Annotated in this window: 17 protein-coding genes and 1 pseudogene; 11 read left to right on the top strand and 7 right to left on the bottom strand. The window is 64.6% G+C overall.

Going from position 1 to position 19,709, the window contains the following annotated elements; all coding sequences use genetic code 11:
- Window position 1: 1 nt before the first annotated feature.
- Entirely contained in the window at window positions 2-727 is a 726-nt protein-coding gene (locus G333_RS0104325) for a TIGR00730 family Rossman fold protein (RefSeq protein ID WP_018950930.1), read from the bottom strand.
- A gap of 144 nt (window positions 728-871) precedes the next feature.
- On the opposite strand from G333_RS0104325, the gene polA reads away from it, so the two are divergent.
- The 3 genes from polA to G333_RS0104310 are packed head-to-tail and all read left to right on the top strand — an operon-like array spanning window position 872 to window position 4,752.
- Entirely contained in the window at window positions 872-3,574 is a 2,703-nt protein-coding gene (gene polA / locus G333_RS0104320; protein WP_019627764.1) for a DNA polymerase I, read from the top strand.
- A complete protein-coding gene (locus G333_RS0104315) occupies window positions 3,575-4,093 on the top strand; it encodes a hypothetical protein (protein WP_019627763.1) in 519 nt (172 codons plus the stop codon). It begins immediately after the preceding gene.
- An 11-nt stretch (window positions 4,094-4,104) separates the two neighbouring features.
- The gene (locus tag G333_RS0104310) at window positions 4,105-4,752 is read left to right on the top strand and encodes an SCO family protein (RefSeq protein WP_019612262.1); all 648 of its coding nucleotides are present in this window, start codon (window positions 4,105-4,107) and stop codon (window positions 4,750-4,752) included.
- A 282-nt stretch (window positions 4,753-5,034) separates the two neighbouring features.
- On the opposite strand, the gene yihA is transcribed toward G333_RS0104310, so the two are convergent.
- Complete coding sequence (yihA, locus tag G333_RS0104305; protein ID WP_018950926.1) at window positions 5,035-5,649, bottom strand: ribosome biogenesis GTP-binding protein YihA/YsxC; 615 nt, start codon at window positions 5,647-5,649, stop codon at window positions 5,035-5,037.
- A 160-nt stretch (window positions 5,650-5,809) separates the two neighbouring features.
- On the opposite strand from yihA, the gene G333_RS0104300 reads away from it, so the two are divergent.
- From G333_RS0104300 to G333_RS0104265, 8 genes are all read left to right on the top strand, one after another.
- Entirely contained in the window at window positions 5,810-6,433 is a 624-nt protein-coding gene (locus tag G333_RS0104300; RefSeq protein WP_019571575.1) for a cytochrome c, read from the top strand.
- Between the two features lie 266 nt (window positions 6,434-6,699).
- Window positions 6,700-8,769 (top strand): cytochrome c biogenesis protein ResB, encoded by a 2,070-nt coding sequence (locus G333_RS0104295; protein ID WP_019627762.1) that lies wholly within the window; start codon window positions 6,700-6,702, stop codon window positions 8,767-8,769.
- 26 nt (window positions 8,770-8,795) lie between these two features.
- Entirely contained in the window at window positions 8,796-9,968 is a 1,173-nt protein-coding gene (gene ccsB, locus G333_RS0104290) for a c-type cytochrome biogenesis protein CcsB (protein WP_018937446.1), read from the top strand.
- On the top strand, window positions 9,969-10,601 hold the full coding sequence (locus G333_RS0104285) for a thiol:disulfide interchange protein DsbA/DsbL (RefSeq protein WP_019627761.1): 633 nt from the start codon (window positions 9,969-9,971) through the stop codon (window positions 10,599-10,601).
- 27 nt (window positions 10,602-10,628) lie between these two features.
- Window positions 10,629-12,269, top strand: a complete 1,641-nt coding sequence (locus G333_RS0104280; protein WP_018950923.1) for an acetolactate synthase large subunit — start codon at window positions 10,629-10,631, stop codon at window positions 12,267-12,269.
- Window positions 12,270-12,306: 37 nt separating this feature from the next.
- Window positions 12,307-13,188, top strand: coding sequence for an endonuclease/exonuclease/phosphatase family protein (locus G333_RS0104275; RefSeq protein WP_018950922.1), 882 nt, complete (start codon window positions 12,307-12,309; stop codon window positions 13,186-13,188).
- A 117-nt stretch (window positions 13,189-13,305) separates the two neighbouring features.
- Entirely contained in the window at window positions 13,306-14,592 is a 1,287-nt protein-coding gene (locus tag G333_RS0104270) for a GGDEF domain-containing protein (protein ID WP_019627760.1), read from the top strand.
- 19 nt (window positions 14,593-14,611) lie between these two features.
- A complete protein-coding gene (locus tag G333_RS0104265) occupies window positions 14,612-15,496 on the top strand; it encodes a carbohydrate kinase (protein ID WP_019627759.1) in 885 nt (294 codons plus the stop codon).
- Between the two features lie 363 nt (window positions 15,497-15,859).
- Here the strand turns inward: G333_RS0104265 and G333_RS15230 are convergent.
- The 5 genes and pseudogenes from G333_RS15230 to G333_RS0104230 all read right to left on the bottom strand — a co-directional run.
- Window positions 15,860-16,192: pseudogene (locus G333_RS15230) on the bottom strand (HlyD family efflux transporter periplasmic adaptor subunit); the annotation flags it as partial.
- Between the two features lie 1,418 nt (window positions 16,193-17,610).
- Entirely contained in the window at window positions 17,611-17,736 is a 126-nt protein-coding gene (locus G333_RS15315) for a hypothetical protein (RefSeq protein WP_019627755.1), read from the bottom strand.
- A gap of 6 nt (window positions 17,737-17,742) precedes the next feature.
- Window positions 17,743-18,039 carry a hypothetical protein gene (locus G333_RS15360; protein ID WP_019627754.1) on the bottom strand — a complete coding sequence of 99 codons (297 nt, stop codon included), beginning with the start codon at window positions 18,037-18,039 and terminating at the stop codon, window positions 17,743-17,745.
- Window positions 18,040-18,075: 36 nt separating this feature from the next.
- Window positions 18,076-18,711 (bottom strand): hypothetical protein, encoded by a 636-nt coding sequence (locus G333_RS0104235; RefSeq protein WP_019627753.1) that lies wholly within the window; start codon window positions 18,709-18,711, stop codon window positions 18,076-18,078.
- Window positions 18,708-19,655: a hypothetical protein gene (locus G333_RS0104230; RefSeq protein ID WP_019627752.1), complete on the bottom strand. Its 948-nt coding sequence runs from the start codon at window positions 19,653-19,655 to the stop codon at window positions 18,708-18,710. Before G333_RS0104230 ends, G333_RS0104235 begins: the two co-directional genes overlap by 4 nt.
- Window positions 19,656-19,709 lie beyond the last annotated feature (54 nt).

Here is a 19,709-nt window from a genome sequence, read left to right as displayed (position 1 = left end):
GTCACAGCTCCATCAGTCGTTTCTTTTCTTCCGCGGACGGCTCGAAGCTGCGCGTCTCGTAGTGCTCGAAAATCGCGCTCACCACATCCTCCGGCGAATCTACCAACGAGTATAGCTGCAGGTCCTCCTCGTCGATGGTGCCCTGTTCCACCAGGGTATCCTGGAACCAGTCGAGCAGCCCCTTCCAGAACTCGCTGCCCACGAGGACCACGGGGATACGCCGAGTCTTGCCGGTCTGCACCAGCGTCAGGATCTCCGCCAGCTCGTCCAGTGTGCCAAAGCCGCCCGGCAGGACCACGTAGGCGGATGCATACTTCACGAACATCACCTTGCGCGAAAAGAAGTGGCGAAAACCGAGCCCGATGTCCTGATAGGGATTGGAACTTTGCTCGTGGGGCAGCTGGATGTTCAGGCCGATGCTGGGCGAGTGCCCGGCGAAGGCGCCCTTGTTGGCCGCCTCCATGATGCCCGGCCCGCCACCGCTGACCACCGCAAAGCCGGCATCCGACAACTGGCGCGCGGTCGTCTCGCCCAGCTGGTAATAGCGATGTTCCGGGGGAAAGCGTGCAGAACCAAAGATGCTGACCGAGGGCTTGATGTGCGCCAGGCGCTCGAAGCCCTCCACGAACTCCGCCATGATCTGGAAGATCTTCCAGCTTTCGCGGGTCAGGGCAGAGTCATCAATCGGACGCAGGCCCGGGTGTTCGGCACGTTCACGGTTGTTCATGCGGCGGGTTCCTCGGATGGAGACTCAAGCGTAACGGGCGCCCCGCGTCCATACAAACGTATCCATACAAATGGCCCGCACGAATGGGCGCCTCACGGCCAGCCCTGTAGAATGGCGCGCGTTCCCTGTCCGGATTCCGCCTGCATGTCGCAACCGCCCCTCGTCCTGGTCGACGGCTCGTCCTACCTGTTCCGCGCGTTCCACGCCCTGCCGCCACTGACCGCGCCGGATGGCGCCCCGACCGGCGCGATGATTGGCGTGGCCAACATGCTGCGCAAGCTGCGCGCGGACTACGGGCCGGAGCACATGGCGGTGGTGTTCGACGCCAAGGGCAAGACCTTCCGCGATGACATCTACCCCGAATACAAGGCCACCCGCCCCCCGATGCCGGATGAGCTGGCGGCCCAGATCGAGCCCCTGCACGAGCTGGTCCGGGCGATGGGCCTGCCGCTGCTGTGCGTCGGGGGCGTCGAGGCCGACGACGTGATCGCGACCCTGGCCGACCAGGCGGCACGCGCCGGCCACGCGGTGGTGATTTCCACCGGCGACAAGGATCTCGCCCAACTGGTGGATGACCGCATCACGCTGGTGAACACCATGAGCGGCGTCACCCTGGACCCGGCGGGCGTGCGGGAGAAGTTCGGCGTCGCCCCGGAGCAGATCGTCGACTATCTCGCGCTCATGGGCGACAGCGTCGACAACATCCCGGGCGTCGACAAGGTCGGCCCGAAGACCGCGGCCAAATGGATCGCGAAGTACGGCGACCTCGACACCATCCTCGAGCAGGCCGACGCCATCGGCGGCAAGATCGGCGAGAACCTGCGCGCGGCCGCCGACCGGTTGCCGACCTCGCGCGAGCTGATCACGGTCAAGCGCGATGTCCCGCTGGATGTCGGCCCCGACGACCTCGCGATCCAGGAGCCGGACCATGACCGCCTGCTGGAGATGGTGCGCCGCTACGGCTTCACTCGCTGGCGCGCGGAACTGGAGGGCGGCAACGGCGATACCGCCGCCGACAACCCCGGACCCGCGCAGACGAAGGGCGACTACCAGACCGTTCGCGAAGAGGCCGATTTCGCTGGGCTACTGGAGCGCCTGGACAAGGCCGAGCGCGTGGCCTTCGACACCGAGACCACCAGCCTGGATGCGATGCGGGCCGAACTGGTAGGCATGTCGTTCGCGTTCGAGCCGGGTATCGCGTACTACCTTCCGCTCGCCCATACCGGGCCGGATGCGGACCCGCAGCTGCCGTTCGACACGACGCTGGAACGCCTGAAGCCGTGGCTGGAGTCCCCGGACCACGGCAAGCTCGGCCATCACCTGAAGTACGACCGCAACGTGCTCGGCAATCACAGCATCACCCTGCGGGGCATCGTCGATGACACGCTGCTGGAGTCCTTCTGCCTGGACGCCGGCGCCAACCGCCACGACCTGGACTCCCTGGCCGAGCGCCACCTGGACTACAAGACTACGCACTACGAGGACGTGGCCGGCAAGGGCGCGAAGCAGATCCCGTTCGCCGAGGTGGATATCGGCATCGCCACCGATTACGCCGGCGAGGATGCCGACATCTGCCTGCAACTGGATGCGGTGTTCCAGCCGCGCCTGAAGGAAGCGGAAGGCCCGGCCTTCGTCTACCGCGAGATCGAGATGCCGCTGGTCCCGGTCCTGGCGGATATCGAGCGTGCAGGCGTGAAGGTCGACCCGGACCAGCTCGGCGCGCAGAGCCAGGCGCTGCTGACCGAGATGGAGCGTATCGAGCGCGAGGCCTTCGAGGAGGCTGGTGGCGAGTTCAACCTCGGCTCGCCCAAGCAGATCCAGGAGATCCTGTTTGAACGCCTGGGGCTGCCGGTGCTGCGGCGCACGCCCAAGGGCCAGCCCTCGACCGCCGAGGACGTGCTGGAACAGATGGCGGGTGACTACGCCCTGCCACGCCTGATCCTGGAGCACCGCGGGCTGTCCAAGCTGCGCAGCACCTATACCGAGACCCTGCCCCGGCGCATCCACCCCAAGACCGGGCGGGTGCATACGTCCTATCACCAGTCGGGCGCGGCCACCGGACGCCTGTCGTCGTCGGAACCGAACCTGCAGAACATCCCGGTGCGCACCGAGGCCGGGCGGCGCATCCGCCAGGCCTTCATCGCCGAGACGGGCCACCAGCTGCTGGCGGCCGACTACTCGCAGATCGAGCTGCGCATCATGGCCCACCTGTCGCAGGACGCCGGCCTGCTGCGCGCGTTCGCCGAGGGCCAGGACATCCACCGCGCGACCGCCGCCGAGGTCTTTGGCACAGAGCCGGACCAGGTCTCGAGCGACCAGCGCCGGGCGGCCAAGGCGATCAACTTCGGGTTGATCTACGGCATGTCTGCCTGGGGGCTGGCGCGCAACCTCGGCATCGAGCAGGGCGAGGCGCGTGAATACATCGACCGCTACTTCAACCGCTATCCCGGCGTGCACGACTATATGGAGAAGGCGCGCGCCAGCGGGCGCGACAACGGCTATGTCGAGACGCTGTTCGGTCGCCGCCTGTACCTGCCGGAGATCAACAGTCGCAACGGCGCCCGGCGCCAGCAGTCCGAGCGCGTCGCGATCAACGCCCCGATGCAGGGCACGGCCGCCGACATCATCAAGCGCGCGATGGTACGGGTCGCGAACGACCTGTCAGAGGCGCGAATCGATGCCCGCATGATCATGCAGGTACACGATGAACTCGTATTCGAAGTCGCCGACGGCGCACTGGATGCGTTGACCGACCTCGTGCGCCAGGCCATGAGCGGCGCCGCCGATCTCGACGTGGAGCTGGTGGTGGATATCGGCGTCGGCGCCAACTGGGACGATGCGCACTAAATGACGGACGCGCCCGCCATGCGCTTCAATCGGGTCGCCCCCTGGCTGGTCGCGATCCTGTTGCTGGCTACGGCCTGGGTGCTGGCTGATCGCTATCTGGACACCGGCGGTTCGGGCGACGTCACGATTCTCCAGCCGGGCGAGTGCGATCTGAACGTCGCCGCCTGCACCGCCACCCATCCGGCAGGCGGCACGCTCACCCTGGAGATCGCGCCGCGCCCGGTGCCGATGCTGCAACCCCTGGCCCTGACCCTGGATCTGGATGCGACCGCGCGGACCCACTTGGGCGACCCGGAGGCCCTGGAACTGGACCTGGCCGGGGTGGAGATGTACATGGGTTTTCAGCGCCCGCGACTGGAACATACCGGCGACGGCCGCTACGCCGGCGAGACGACGCTGCCCATCTGCACCACCGAGGCCATGACCTGGGCCGCCACCGTCATGCCCGCGGGCGACCCCGATGCGGCCCGGGTCCAGTTCCGCTTCGTCACCCGCCGCAGCCACAGCGACACACCCTGAGGGAGATCGACATGCAGCGCATTCCGCTGAGCAGCCTGTTATGGGCGCTGGCCGTGCTGGCGGCCGGCGCCCTGCTCGTCTTCGTGATGCTCCGCCCGGCACCGCCGCCCGTACCCCAGGGGGCCGACCACGAACGCCTGCCGGTGGCGGATGCGGTATCCGGCGGGCCGATCGAACTGCCGGTATCCACCGAGGGCAACCGGTTCCGGCTCGCGGACCTGGAAGGGCAATACGTCTGGGTGTACTTCGGCTACACCGCCTGCCCGGATGCCTGCCCCACCAGCCTGGGCTGGATCAGCGCCGCGCTGGATCGCCTGCCCCCGGAACTGAAGGACAAGGTGGCCGCGGTACTGGTGAGCGTCGACCCGGAACGCGACGACGCCCAGCGCCTGGAAACCTACGTCGGCCACTTCCACCCGGCCATCCAGGCCGCCACGGGTTCCCACGAGGAGCTACGACCGATCACCGAACGCTACGGGGTGTTCTACGAACGCACCGAGATCGACTCGGCCATGGGGTATGTGGTGGATCACAGCTCGTCCACCTACCTGATCGGGCCCGAAGGCGAACTCCTGGAGATCCACCCGCACGGGACATCGGCAAGCGAGCTGGTGGCTACCTTGCAGGCCCGAATGGAGGGCCATGAGGGCCGCGAATAAGTTCGCCCCTTTCACGCAGGACGCCTGTGTGAGGCCGGGGCAATCGATTCTGTGAAAAAAATCGCAATCCAGACGGATCCGGCCGGAACTTTGCCCGGACGACGCTTTCTCACTTCATAAGCGCTCTAGCCCAGCGCGGCCCGCTTCTCTCCCTGAGCGGGCACTAGGCCTCTCCACCCCCTGTAGAGGCCGAAATTAGCCCCGGTCCCACCCCAAGGCCGGGGCTTCTTTTTGTCCAAGCCTCCTGACCCAACGCCTGACACCCGGCCCCATGCCCGTGGCTCAACCGGACTCGTGGTCAACCAGCCAGTCGCCGAGCAGGCCGCGCAAATCGTCCACGCCCTGGTTTTTCAGGGAAGAAAAGGTCTGCAGCGTCGCCTCCACGCCCATGACCTCGAGCTCGCCATGGGCCTTGCGCAGCTGCCGATCGGCCTCCTGGCGCGAGAGCTTGTCCGCCTTGGTCAACACACAGTGCAGGCGGCAGCGCTCCAGCGGGACCCACTCCAGCAGCTGGCGATCCAGGTCCGTCAGCGGGCGGCGGATATCCATGATCAGCACCAGCCCGATCAGGTTTTGGCGCGTCCGCAGATATGCCCCCAGCAACTGGTCCCACTCGGCCCGCTTGCCGGCCGAGACCTTGGCAAAGCCGTAACCCGGCAGGTCCACCAGCCGCCAGTGCTCGGCCGGCGGCAGGCTGAACAGGTTGATCTCTTGGGTGCGTCCCGGTGTGCGCCCGACCCGCGCCAGTGCCTTGCGCCCGCACAGGGCATTCAGGGCACTCGACTTACCGGCATTGGAACGCCCGGCAAAGGCGATCTCGACGCCGGCATCCTCGGGGAGCTGGGATAGCTGAGCCACCCCGCGCATGAAGGCGGTCTCGCGGAATCGGGGTTGCATGGGGGGATACAGTCCTTGGCCGAGTGCGGGGCTCGGTTTATTTTTGAGTACAAATTAGCATTGTGCTATAAACTGCGCCCCTTATGTTGATCGCCCTACCATGGGGCACAAGGAACGGGTCGAGACCCGGCACGCATTTACAAGCAGGAGATTCTCCATCATGAACCACAAGCTTTCCGCTCTCTTTGCTGCCCTGTCCGTATCCCTGCTGCTCCCGCTGTCGGCGGCCCAGGCGGGCGATCCTCAGCGCGGCCAGGAACTCTCCCAGTCCTGCGCGGCTTGCCACCAGGCTGACGGCAACAGCGTCAACCCGGAATGGCCCAAGCTCGCCGGCCAGCACCCGAAGTACACCACCAAGCAGCTGCAGGATTACAAGTCCGAGCGTCGCGTGAACAGCCTGATGCTGGGCCAAGTCGCCAACCTGGACGAGCAGGACATGCGCGACCTTGCGGCGTTCTACGCCGAACAGAGCATCAGCAGCGGCACCGCCGACGAAGAAGTCGTCGAGCGCGGCGAACAGATCTACCGCGGCGGCATCCCGTCGCAGAATGTCGCCGCCTGCATCGCCTGCCACGGCCCTAACGGCAACGGCAATCCGGAAGCGATGTTCCCGGCCGTCGCCGGCCAGCACGCGCAATACAGCGCCGATCAGATGCGCCAGTTCCGCAGTGGCGACCGCGCCAACGACAACGGTCGCATGATGCGCAATGTCGCGCGCAACATGTCGGATTCCGACATCGAGGCCGTGTCCCAGTACATGGCCGGCCTGCAGACCGGTAACTGATCCGGTCCGCAGTTGCGCCGCGCAGGATCGGCGGCGAAGCGACCCAGGGAAGGGGCGGCCTCGGCCGCCCCTTTTTGTTGGGCGCAAGAAAAACACGCTTTGCGGGAATGCCTTCGTAGCCGCTTGCGTCATGGTGGGGCACGACCGAACTCCTCGGCACGCCATCGGTCCACCCAGTGCTCGCGGAACGCCCGTGCAGTTTGTCTTGGAAATTGAACCCCCTCGGGTTGCTTCGCATAGTCGCCAGGGTTAAAGCAGGTTTCAGAATGTCGAATATCGATCAGGCCGCAGACGCCGGCCCGTCCTCCGCATCTCGCCAGAAAGCCGCCCGCAAGCCGCGGCGCAGCCGCATCCTTGTGGATTTCATGGGCTCGATGACCCTCGCGATCACCCTGCTGGTGGCGCTGTCCATCGCCTCCGTGATCGGCACCGTACTGGTGCAGAACGAGCCCTATACGGAGTACCTGATGGATTTCGGGCCGTTCTGGCACGAGATCTTCGCCGGGATGGGCCTGTATCAGGTGTACTCCGCCACCTGGTTCCTGCTGGTGGTGGCCTTCCTGGTCATCTCCACCTCCTTCTGCGTCTACCGCCAGTCGCCCGGACTGCTGAAGGACCTTCGCCGCTATAACCTGCAGGTCAAGGAAAAGTCCCTGCGCTCGTTTCACTCGAGTGCCACCGGCGACCTCGACCAGCCGCAGGACGAATTCGTCCAGCACGCCCATCGGGTGCTGAAGGCCCAGGGCTTCAAGGCCCGCGAGAAGAACAGCGATGGCCAGACCGTTATTGCCGCGATGCGCGGGCGCTGGAACCGCCTGGGCTACCTGCTGACCCATGTCGGTATTGTCGTCATCTGTGTCGGCGCCCTGGCCGATGGCACGACCCTGCTCAAGATCAACGAATGGCTGGGGAACCTGGAGATCGAGACCCGCAGCGTGCCGATCTCCGAGGTCCCGCGCTCGGCCTGGATCCCGGACTGGAACCCGTCCTTCCGCGGTTCGGTGGAGATCCCCGAGGGCGCCTCGGCCAACGTGGTCTTCCTGCCGATGCGGGAGGGCTATTTCGTCCAGGAACTGCCGTTCCGCATCGAACTGGAGGAGTTCCGCATTGAGCGCTTCTCCACCGGCGCCGAGAGCTCCTACGAATCGGACCTGATCATCCACGATCCGAACCGCGACGAGCCGCTGCGGCATACGATCTCGGTCAACTATCCGCTGATCTACAACGGCTACGCCATCTTCCAGGCCAGTTTTGCCGACGGCGGCACCCGCCTGGACATCGACGCCATCCCGCTGGGTCCCGAGGCGCTGCAAGCGCTCGAAGTCCCCGGCCGCGTGTTCCAGGAGATGGACATCCCGACCCCGGATGGCGATACCCGCACCATCGAGTTCACCAACTTCCAGCTGGAGAACGTGGTCCCGCTCCTGAATGAAGAAGGCGTGCGCGAAAACCGGCACATGGGCCCGAGCTTCGACTTCCGCCTGATGGATCGCACCGGCCATGGCCTGTACTACCGCAACTACCAGCGCCCGGCCCTGCAGGAAGGGGCGATGTATTTCCTGAGCGGCGTGCGCGAGAGCCCGGCCGACGAGTTCCATTACCTGTTCCTTCCGGCCGATGCCGACAACTCGCTGGAACGTTTCCGCACCTATCTGGCCATGCTGCACAACCCGGAGGTGCGCAACGAGATCGCCCGCCAGGTCGCCCGTGACGACGACACCGTCGAGGGGTCACAGAACCAGGCGATTGCGCAAACCGCGGCCGAACTCATGGGCCTGTTCGCCCAGGGCGGCTACATGGCCGTGCACAACGAGATCGAACGCCGCGTCCCGGCCGATCGCATCGAGGAAGTACGTGACCTGATGGTCCGCATCCTTCACGCCGGCCTCCAGGGGCTTTACATGGAGGTCCTGCAGGACGAGGGTGTGGTCTCGATCCAGGAAGAAGAACAGCGCTTCCTGGAGGACACGATCTCGGCGATCAACGCGATCAGCCTGTATCAGTCGCCGTTCTTCTTCCACCTGAAGGACTTCGAGCACCGCGAGGCCTCGGGCCTGCAGATCGCCCGCGCCCCGGGCCAAAGCACGGTGTACGTCGGCAGCACGATGCTGATCGTCGGGATCTTCCTGCTGTTCTACGTGTCCTATCAGCGCCTGTGGATCATGGCGCGGCGGCGCGAGGACGGCGAAGGCACCCACGTGGTGATGGCCGGCACCAGCAACCGCCATCAAGTGGAATTCGAGGAACGTTTCGCGCATCTTAAGCGCTGGATCATCGAGCAAAAGCCAGTCCATTCGGACTCGGCTGGCGACGACAGTCACAATAAGAACGCCTGACCCGCGCGTCACCGGAGGAGCACACCATGTCTGTACCCCACGAGGCCCTGGATTTCGAACGGCCCGGTTTCTTCCGCCAACTGCAGTTGCGCGACTGGGCCTACTTTGCACTGATGGCCGCCGTAGCGGTGATCTCGCTGACGCTCTTCGGCGAGAACATGGACCGCTACGACATCGGCGGCCTGATCCTCGCGGTCGGCACCAGCGCCTGGATGGGCTGGTTCTGGCGCCCATGGCAGGCCTTCTCGGTCATCGTCGGGGTGCTGGCGCTGTTCGGCATCTGGCTTTACGGCGACAGCCTGGCCGCCAACGAGACCAATTTCTGGCTGAACTACATCGGTTCCGGTCAGGCCGGTGTCATGTGGATGAGCGTGTTCCTCTATCTCTCCACTGTCGCCTACCTGATGGGCCTGTTCTCCAATTCCGATTTCCCCGCCCGCGTAGGTGCCGCCTTCGCCTGGGTCGGCGCGGGTGCCGGGACCATGGCGCTGCTGGTGCGCTGGCGCGAGATCTACCTGACCGACCCGACCTGGGGCTACATCCCGGTGGCCAACCTCTACGAGGTGTTCATCCTGTTTGCGGCCCTGACTGCGCTGATGTACCTGTACTACGAGCAGCGCACCGGCTCGCGCAACATGGGCGCCTTCGTGATGCTCATCATCGCGGCCGCGGTCACCTTCCTGCTGTGGTACATGTTCACCCGCGACGCGCACATCGTAGAACCGCTGGTGCCGGCGCTGAACAGCTGGTGGATGAAGATCCACGTACCCACCAATTTCGTGGGCTACGGCGGCTTTGCCATCGCCGCCATGCTGGGCGTCGCCTTCCTGATCCGCGATCGCCTGGAACGCACGCGGCCGGACGCCGCGATCACCCAGCGCATCCCGTCCAAGGACACCCTGGACAGCGTGATGTACAAGGCCATCGCGATCGGCTTCGCCTTCTTCACCATCGCCACCGTGCTCGGCGCGATGTGGGCGGCCGAGGCCTGGGGCGGCTACTGGTCCTGGGACCCGAAAGAGACCTGGGCGCTGATCGTCTGGCTGAACTACGCGGCCTGGCTGCACATGCGCTTTACCAAGGGTTGGCGCGGCCCGACCATGGCCTGGTGGGCGATCGTGGGCCTGTTCATCACCACCTTCGCGTTCCTGGGTGTGAACATGTTCCTGTCCGGCCTGCATTCCTACGGAGAACTGTAAATGAAGCGTCGTGAATTCATGGGCGCCCTGGGCGGCGCCGGCCTGCTGCTCGCCACCGGTACCAGCCTCGCGGCCGAATACCTCGAAGGCCAGCACTACCGGGCCATCCAGCCGCCGCTCGACACCGGCCTGGAGGACGGCAAGATCCAGGTCGTCGAGATCTTCTGGTATGGCTGCCCGCACTGCTACGAATTCGAGCCCAAGGTTCAGGCGTGGAAGCCCGGCCTGGCCGACGACGTACAGTTCGAATACCTGCCGGCACCGATGAACGATGTCTGGGCGCTGCATGCCCGGGTCTACTACACCGCCGAAAAGCTGGGCGTGCTCGACGAGGTGCATCAAGCATTCTACGACGCGATCCACGATCAGGGCCGCCAGCTGCGCTCGGAAAGCGCCATCCTGCGCTTCATCAACCAGCGCGGACTGGACGCCGACGAGTTCCGCGAAACCATGCGCTCCGACGCGATTCGCCAGCGGATCGTCGAGGCCACCGAGGCGGTACAGGACTACGGCGTGGGCGGCGTCCCCACCCTGGTCGTCAATGGCGAGGCTATCGTCTCTGCCAGCATGGCCGGCGGGCACGACGAAATGCTGGAGGTTGCCGACTACCTGATCGAACGTGCCCGCGGCTAACGCGGGCCCGTTCCGGCGGGTTCGGCCATGAGCGATCCGACCACCGCGCAGCGTCTGGTCGAGTGCCTCGAACAGGAGGGCGTTGAACGCATCTTCGGCCTCCCCGGGGAAGAGAACATGGCCGTTCTCGACGCCCTGGCCGATTCCCCCATCGAGTTCGTCACCACCCGTCACGAGCAGGGCGCGGCCTTCATGGCCGACGTTCACGGGCGGCTGTCCGGCAAGGCGGGCGTCTGCCTGGCGACCCTGGGGCCCGGTGCCACCAACCTGATCACCGGCGTCGCCGACGCCAACATGGATCACGCCCCCCTGGTCGCAATTGCCGGCCAGGCCAGCACCCATCGGCTGCACAAGGAATCGCACCAGGTCCTCGACCTGAAGGGCCTGTTCCAGCCGATCACCAAGTACAGCTCACAGGTGCTGGAACCCGAGATTCTGCCCGAGGTGATCCGCAAGGCCTTCAAGTGGGCCGAAGGCGGCAAACCCGGTGCCAGCTTCATCGAGCTGCCAGAGAACATCGCCTCGCTGCCGTGCCCGAATCCACCCTTGCCGGTACATGCCGGCCCGGCCGCCGTACCGGCCGAAGCCTCCCTGGAGGCGGCCGCGCGCCTGCTGAACGAGGCCCGGCACCCGCTGATCCTGGCCGGGAACGGCGTGATCCGTTCCGGCGCCAGCGGCGCCCTGGCCATGCTCGCCAGCGCCCTGAACATTCCGGTCGCCAACACCTTCATGGCCAAGGGCGTACTGCCGTTCCGCCACCCGCTGGCGCTGGGCTCGGTCGGCCTGCAAAGCCAGGACTTCGTGAATTTCGGCTTCCACAAGGCCGATGTGATCGTCTGCATCGGCTACGATCTGGTCGAATACCCGCCCAGCTTCTGGCATCCGGACGCCGACCGGACCCTGATCCATATCGACTCCGCGCCGGCCGAGATCGACGGTCACTACAATGTGACCGCCGAGGTACTGGGCGATCTGACGACCTGCCTGCACCGCCTGGCGGAACAGGTGAGCCCCCGCGAAGAGACCATCCTGCGTCCGCTACGCCAGAGTCTGATCGACGACATGAACGAGCACCGCAACGACACCCAGGTGCCGCTCAAGCCGCAGAAGCTGATCTGGGATCTGCGCACCGCCGCCGACCTCGACGCGATCATGATCACCGATGTGGGCGCTCACAAGCTCTGGATGGCGCGCATGTTCCGCTGCGAGCTACCCAATACCTGTCTGATCTCCAATGGCTTTGCCAGCATGGGCATTGCGCTGCCGGGCGCCATTGCCGCCGCCAAGCTCCACCCCGAACGCCAGGTGGTCGCGGTCACCGGCGATGCCGGCTTCCTGATGAACGTGCAGGAGCTGGAAACGGCGGTTCGCCTGGGCCTCAACTTCGTTGTGCTGATCTGGAACGACAACGCCTACGGCCTGATCGAGTGGAAGCAGGTGCGCGAATATGGCCGCAAGGCCTTCGTCGAGTTCGGCAATCCGGACTTCGTGCAGCTGGCGCAGTCGTTCGGGGCGCACGGCGTGCGCATCGAACCCGGCGACAGCCTGGAGATGGCGCTGCGCGAGGCCCTGGTAACACCCGGGGTCACGATCATCGACTGCCCAGTGGACTACAGCGAGAACATGAAGCTGACGGAACGTTTGGGCGAACTGGTTTGTCCATTCTGACAACGCGGACTTCCCCGCCAGCAGGAGACGACCCGCGATGACCTCGATCGCGTCCGGCCATGATCGCACCGCGCCCACCGGGCCCGAGGGCGCGACACAACCGGAAGCCTCCACCCCGGAACGCCTGGGATATCACCACGAGCAGGGCAGCCAGCGCCTGCGGCTCTTGAGCTTCAACGCCCAGGTCGGCATCCACTCCTCCCGGTTGCATCACTACCTGACCAACAGCTGGAAGCACGTGCTCCCCTACGGTGGGCGCATGGACAACCTCGACCGGGTGGCGCGCTTTATCTCGGAGTTCGACATCGTCGGTGTGCAGGAACTGGACGGGGGTAGCCTGCGTAGCAACTTCGTCGATCTGGCCTCCTATCTCTCCGAACGTGCGCATTTCCCGTATACCTACAACCGGATCAACCGCGATCTGGGGCAGTTCGCCAAGCACTCCCTCGCCCTGTTCTCGCGCCTGGAGCCGGACCGGGTGCAAATGCACCGTCTGCCCGGAGCGCTACCCGGCCGCGGCGCGATCGAGGCCCGCTACGCCATGGGCGACGGCGAGGAACTGGTGCTGTTCCTGCTGCACCTGGCCCTGGGCAAGCGCACGCGAAAATCCCAGCTGGCCTACGTCGCGGAGCGCATCCAGGATTTTCCGCATGCCATCGTGATGGGCGACCTCAACTGCCAGCAGGACAGCGAGGAACTGCGGCAACTGATCGCGCGTACCGGGTTGATGGAGCCGATGGCCTGCCCGGCCACCTATCCCGCCTGGGACCCGCGCCTGGTGTTCGACCACATCCTGCTGACCCCCGACCTGCACGTCAGCGACGTGCGTGTCTACAACGTGGCGCTCTCCGACCACCTGCCGGTGGGTATCGAGATCGAACTGCCGCAGCGCCAGGCCCTTCATGATCCAGCGCACTAAACCGATGTCGAAAGACGGGTACGGTTCGAGCGCCAGTGTGTACATTAGTCCGTGTTTCCCTGGCATCCACCCCATTTCCGCGTTTAAATAGGCGCGCCTACTATCCGGGATTTCCCGATGTCCGACAGCGATCTGCGCAAGACCATTATCGAGCTCGAGCGCTCGCTGGATCGGGAGCGCGCCCTGCAGGACGCGATCCGCCGCGTCGCCCTGCGATCGCTCGCGGTGGTCTCCGCGAAGGTGCCGGCACTGGAAGGCGCCGTGCGCGACCTGACCCGCGCCATCGAATCCGACCCCGGCGACACCGCCTGGCTGGATCGCCTGAGCGGCCAGCTGGCCGATGCCGTGCGCTCCAGCGATCAGCGAGAGGACCTGGCCGACGGCATCCTCGCGGTCGTCCAGCGTGGCCTGCTCGGCTTCGAATTCCTCGACCCCGAGCTGGAGGCCCTCACCCGGGCCGCCGATCGGCGCGACAAGGCAGAGATCGAACGCACCCTCACACGCCTGTTTTCGGTGATGCACGACAAGTGCGAACAGGCAATGACGGAGCGCGAAGAACTCACCGAGGTCGTCGGCGAGATCTGGCACCGCCTGGAAGACGTGGATACCGCCCTGTCCGAAGACGAGGCGCGCGGCCAGCGCGCCCGGGAATCGGTCTCCGAACTGCACGCGGGGATCTCCGGGGATGTCGAGCACATCAAAGGCCGGGTGGTCGACGTCGAGGACCTCGCGACCCTGCGCACCGAGGTGACCCGCGGTCTCGACCGCATGGTGGAGCGCGTCACCACGTTTCGGAACGAGCAGGAAGACGAACTGCAGGTGGTGAAGGAACGGAACCGCCTCCTGCGCTCCAAGGGCCGCAGCCTGGAGGGTCAGGTGCAAGCGCTGCGCAACCGGCTGGAGCAGGCGCGCGCCGAAGCCAGTCGCGACAGCCTCACCGGCCTGCCCAATCGAATGGCCTTCGAACAGCGGTTGGAGCAACTCCCCGCGGAGCTCGAGAAATCGGGCGCGGCCTCGCTGCTGGTCTGGGACATCGACCACTTCAAGACCATCAATGACGAGTACGGCCACACTGCCGGCGACAAGGTCCTGCGGGCGGTCGCCGAGATCCTGGCCGAGGGCGTGCGCGAGCCGGATTTCGTCGCGCGCTACGGCGGGGAGGAATTCGTGATGATCATCCATCGCGAACCTGACGCTGCATACAGCCAGGCCAATACCATCCGCGACGCTGTGGACCGTCTGATCGTGCGCTCCGGCAAGACGCGTCTGAAGGTCACCATCTCCGCCGGGCTGGCCGGAATCGACCCCGCCGCCGCCCCGGAGGCGATATTCGATGCCGCCGACCACGCGCTGCTACAAGCGAAAAAGCGAGGCCGTGACCGCATCGAGCGGGCCGGCGACTGATCCACTGCCGAGGGAACCCATGAACGGCACGCCTCAACCCCACCTGATCTTCGGCGAAGTCCTGTTCGATTGTTTCCCCGACGGTACGCGCGTCCTCGGCGGCGCGCCCTTCAACGTCGCCTGGAACCTGCACCAGCTGGGCGAGGCCGCCTGTTTCGTGGGCGGAGTCGGGGACGACGCGGACGGCCGCAGCATCCGCGAGCGCATGAACCGCATCGGGATGGACACCCGCGGCCTGTACAGGCACCCCGCGGCCCCCACCGGCCAGGTCCGCATCGCCCTGGAAGACGGCGAACCGACCTACACCATCGTCCCTGACCAGGCCTATGACACCGTTCCGGCGGAATGGGCGGACCAGCTGCCGGACACCGCGGGCCTCCTCTATCACGGCACGCTCGCCATGCGCGCGGACAACCGCGAGCTACTGGAACGGTTGCAGGCCCGTGCACAACATCGTTTCGTCGACGTGAACCTGCGCGCACCGTGGTACCAGCCTGACGACGTCCTCGCGCTGATGCGCGGGGCCGACGTGGTCAAGCTGAACACCGACGAGGCGGCCACGCTGGCCCCCGACGTCGCCGCACCGGAGCGCTCGGCGGCGCTCCTGGAACGCGCCGCGATCCGCTCCGCCCTGATCATCACCCACGGCGCCGACGGCGCAGCCATCCACACCACCGATGGCCAGCACTGGCAGGCCCCGGCCCCCGCCGTCGACGGCTTCCGCGACGCCGTGGGGGCCGGCGACGCCTTCGCCAGTGTCGCCATCATCGGCCAGCAACACGGTTGGCCCTGGGCAACCACGCTGGAGCGCGCGCTCGGGTTCGCAGCCGCCGTCTGCTCCCTGCAGGGCGCCACCAGCGAAGACTCCGACTTCTACCACCGCGCCCGCACCGCCTGGAGCTAATCGCTCCCTTCGCACAAACAATGCCCCGCGCACAAAAACCGGCGGCAATCTGACTCCAGAGAAGGGACTCAGCCCATCGTCACGACACCGGGCAGCGATGAGAGCCAAGCCGAGCATGTATCGCTTGGGGGCACTACAATCCCGCAACTAACCCAATGGGACGCTGATCGCTTTGCAGCTCGCCCATACAGCGCGGTGACAGATCATTAACCGTGCCCGGTCAGTACACAGACCGACTCCAACACGAGCGTTTACATCATGCGATGCCGCCCTATCGCCTAGGGAGACACTGATTGAATCGCGCGCTCGCGCTCGAGTCGCTTTTGCGTGCGAACAAGGCGCGGTGACTGCCGTGCAGTCAATCTGCACCGCATCCTGCAAGACGTCCGTCACCACACCGCCGATGGTGCCGTACTTGGTATAGGGAAACGTCTGCAGCTTGACCTCGGCCTCCTGGCCGGCCCGGACAAAGCCGATGTCCTTGTTGGGCAGGGTGGCCTCGACCTCCACTGCGCCATCCTCGGGGACCGCGACCATCAACGGACGGGCCGGCTCCACGCGCCCGCCCACCGTGTGCACGGCCAGTTGCTCGACCGTGCCATCCACCGGGGCCCGCAGGCGGGTCAGCTCGTCCAGACGGCGCGCCTTGATCAGCTCCTGGCGCAGCGACTCGGCGTCCGAACGCGCCCGGTGCAGGTCGTGTCAGCCAGAATCGAGAGAGATGTGCTATTGCGGATGTACCGGAATTCGGCGATTGCAAGCCGTCCAAGGCCGCTATTGACGCGCCGAGGGAGTCCTTTTCATTTAAATTATTCGCTGCACTCGCAAACTCCGCTGGCGACAGCTTCATGTGAAGAGCCGACTTCATCAAGTGATGATATTTTTCGTCAAGCCCACGAGCCGCAACAAACATCCTTGTATTGTTATCCGTTTAAACTTCTATTAATCGATAATTCTATTGACCCACCAGACGCGCATGAGCGGAATCACTCCGAGGACGAGCCACCATATTACGAATCTCGGAAGCCTCTCCTGCGACGCTTCCAAGCGTGGCCTTATTTCCTCGTAATTAACGAGAGTCTCCCCCTCGAATTCGAGATGATAAACCCTGGTTGATGGACCAAATACACTAATCTTCCTGTGCAACCAGACCGTAACGGGCTCCCCGATAATCTTCTCGCCATTCTCGCCCAAAGGGATCGCCCCAAAATAGCGAACAGGATCGCCATCGTCCACGTCCATGACAATTGAACGACGAGCGCGCCCTCGCCCTTCATTAATGCGCTCCACCACGCCTTCTTGCCTCGTCAATCCCCCCATATCGGGGACAGTATTTAGATAATCCACATAGTCGGATACAGCAAATAAAAGGAAACAAAACGAGACGATGCACCAAGCTCTAGAAGTCCCGCGCTGAAGGGCCCGGACAACGAACACTTGATAGGGCCAGCTGCCTTTCGCCCAACTAGCCAACCTAGAATGAGAGAGAGACTCAGGCACCCGTCTCATCGTTTCGCCCCCCAAGTTTTCGCGAGCTCGATGACAGCCTCAGCGGTATCCGAGCCCCCCTGAAGACGAAGGATTGCGCTACCTCGTGGAAACAGGCGCGCCTTCTCGTGCGGTATAGAATCATCCGTTACCCAACATGTAGACAAGGATCCCTTCTACTAGCAGCGCGAGCGAACCCATGGCGATTGAGACAATTCGCCAGCGTCGGGCCTCGGCCCCTGTTGGTCCCGGATATGTCGACAGGATGTCGATAAGGGATTGGCGAAGGATCATGTGCGCATCCCGCAGCACGAGCGCGTCTGAAACGCGAGCGTGATTGCCTCAAAATCCGGTCGGGCCGACCACTCGTTGGCATAGCCCGCAAACTCGGCGGGATAGAGGATCAGCCAGACCATGGCAACGGCCCGTGGGCAACTCAATAAGCGAGTGCACCTAGCGAGGCGCAAGTACGACGGAAGCCAATCCAGCGGTGCACCGGCAACGCGCCGACGCTATCGGAGCGCGATGCGGCATAAGCCGAAGCGGTACTGCGGAGAGGACGCCGATCCGTGGCGAGGTCATGGCTTATCCCTGTCCATGAGTGATGGTTTTAAAGGCTCCCGGCTTCAGGCCGCTCTGTCAAGGGCTTTTCCGAAGGTCGCCTCGTTGGCGGCGGGGTGCACCAGCGCCTGATGCAGATCATGCACCGCGCCATCGCCCATCAGGTCCGGCAGGACGGCGATAATGCGCACGGGCCGTTACGCATGACCCGGCCAGCGAAACACAAACAGGGCACGGACCAGGTACGGCGTCACAAGCGGGAGGTAGAACACCAGCGTCATCTCGAGCCATCGGGGCACGCCTTCGGGCGCATACCAGACACTCAGGGCCCCCAGGAACAACACTGCAAACGGGGCCAGCAGAGCCAGGCCTGCGTAGGACATCCGCGCCCCCAGACCAGCGCGTCTACGGGACCCAAGAATGATCAGGCTGAAGAGAGCCGCCCAGACAAAAAGAAAAGACAGCCAAAGCGAGAAGTAAGCCAAGGTGTACATGGACGATTAGCTTCCCGGATCCGTTAGCAATCGAGGTCAGCCAACCCGGGCGGCCCTTACAAGCCGTGGAACCTCCGCGATCATCGAGAGATGGACCCCGATGAAGGAACCGCAGAACAAGGCCAGCGGCACCCAGGCAGTCGCAACACCCATCTCTGTCTCGAAAACCAAACCGTAATGCCGATACGATCGTTCGCTCGGACTCGAAACCGGGTCCAGATCGGATGAAAAGACGAAAAAGGCAACGGCGTAGTACACGATGGGTACCACGACGAGGATAACCGCCTGCCTAAAGAACCCCTCTTGGAGAAAATTGACGGCCATGCCGAACATCGAGCCACGGCGGTTACAGCAGGCCACCAGCGCAGCGGTTGTGACCACCAAGAAGAAAAACACCACAAATACGTACGGCATCTGTGCGCGAAGGGCGTAGGAGCTGTTCGTGAAACCACGGGCAGCGGGAACATGCTCCCATAGCCAGCCCGCCGGAGCAGTTAACCAGAATGGGGGAGCAGCCGGATCCATGTGATAAAGGATGAAGACAAGGCTCCCTTCGGCGACAAGGGCCAGTGCACCCATTGCGATCAAGGCGTACCGCCAACGACGGGCCTCGGCCTCCGTCGGGCCGGGGTATTTCGCCAGAAATTTGATGAGCGATTGACGAATGCTCATGGACCCTCTTCTGTGTTCTCCAAGGGGGCCGCCTCAAGGTCCAGAATGAGATCGCGCACGGCAGACCGAATCTCCCGCCATTGCGGAAGCAAAGCGCGCGGGTAACCGAAATCAACCCATGCACCCCACTCGGGCAGCGTGAATCGATGCCGGCAGACCGGGCGACCCTCGGGCCTCGGCATTTGACCGTTGTAGCACTCGATCATGTCGCTGACGTAGCCGTCGAGATCGCTTTTCCAGTGGAGCGTTAGATTCCAGGCATGAAAGCGTTCGGTCCTGGGACCCATTGGCTCGGCCCATTCCAGGCCAGTCTCCGGATCGGTACCCCGCATTTCGTAGTGGATTCGCACTTCTTCTGTCCCACCCCATCTTTCCGTTGGGTTTCGTGGAGGGAGCCTCCTGGTGTGGGTGCGTTCCTCGATCCTCTCGATCCTTCCACGCACAAGCGGTGCCCAACCAAGATCCCGCCCGATTGCGTCCGGATTGCTGTAGGCGCCGAGGCCAATCTGCAACCATGGATCGCCGTCGGGATCGCCCCTGCCCCAGTAGCTTTGAGCCGTTTCCGGGCTGCGCGGCTTCAGATCCGGCCATCGAACCGCGAGCGTGAAGGCATGGGCCTCATCCTCGAAAGTGCGCTCATCGGGCTTCGGCGTATCCGGGTCCCGTGGCGCCCAGGTGCTCTGATCCTTGTATTCGATGCCGACCAGCGCGAGATAGTTGGACGGGATCGCAATCGGCACTCCATTGATGTTGGCCTTGCGAATCGGGGGCGAAAACTCCTGGGTCTCGAGCCTCGGCGGCTCGCCATAGATCTCGTGCAGGGTGTCGAACACCCCCACCCCGGCGAGCCAGGGTCGTGCGAGGCCCGACCACAGGGTGGAACCCGCCAGCCAGATCGCCACCAGGACGACCACGATCAGGGTCAGCCGGCCGGCGCCGCTCATGTGCCCCTGCCCCCGTTCTGCGCCCGGATCACGAAGATCGGATAGAGAGTGAAA

Origin of the sequence: Thioalkalivibrio sp. AKL10 (assembly GCF_000381845.1) — a bacterium.
In the GTDB taxonomy this organism is placed as follows: domain Bacteria; phylum Pseudomonadota; class Gammaproteobacteria; order Ectothiorhodospirales; family Ectothiorhodospiraceae; genus Thioalkalivibrio; species Thioalkalivibrio versutus.
Note: the sequence above shows the minus strand (reverse complement) of the source record. Positions and strands in the feature narration are given on the sequence as shown.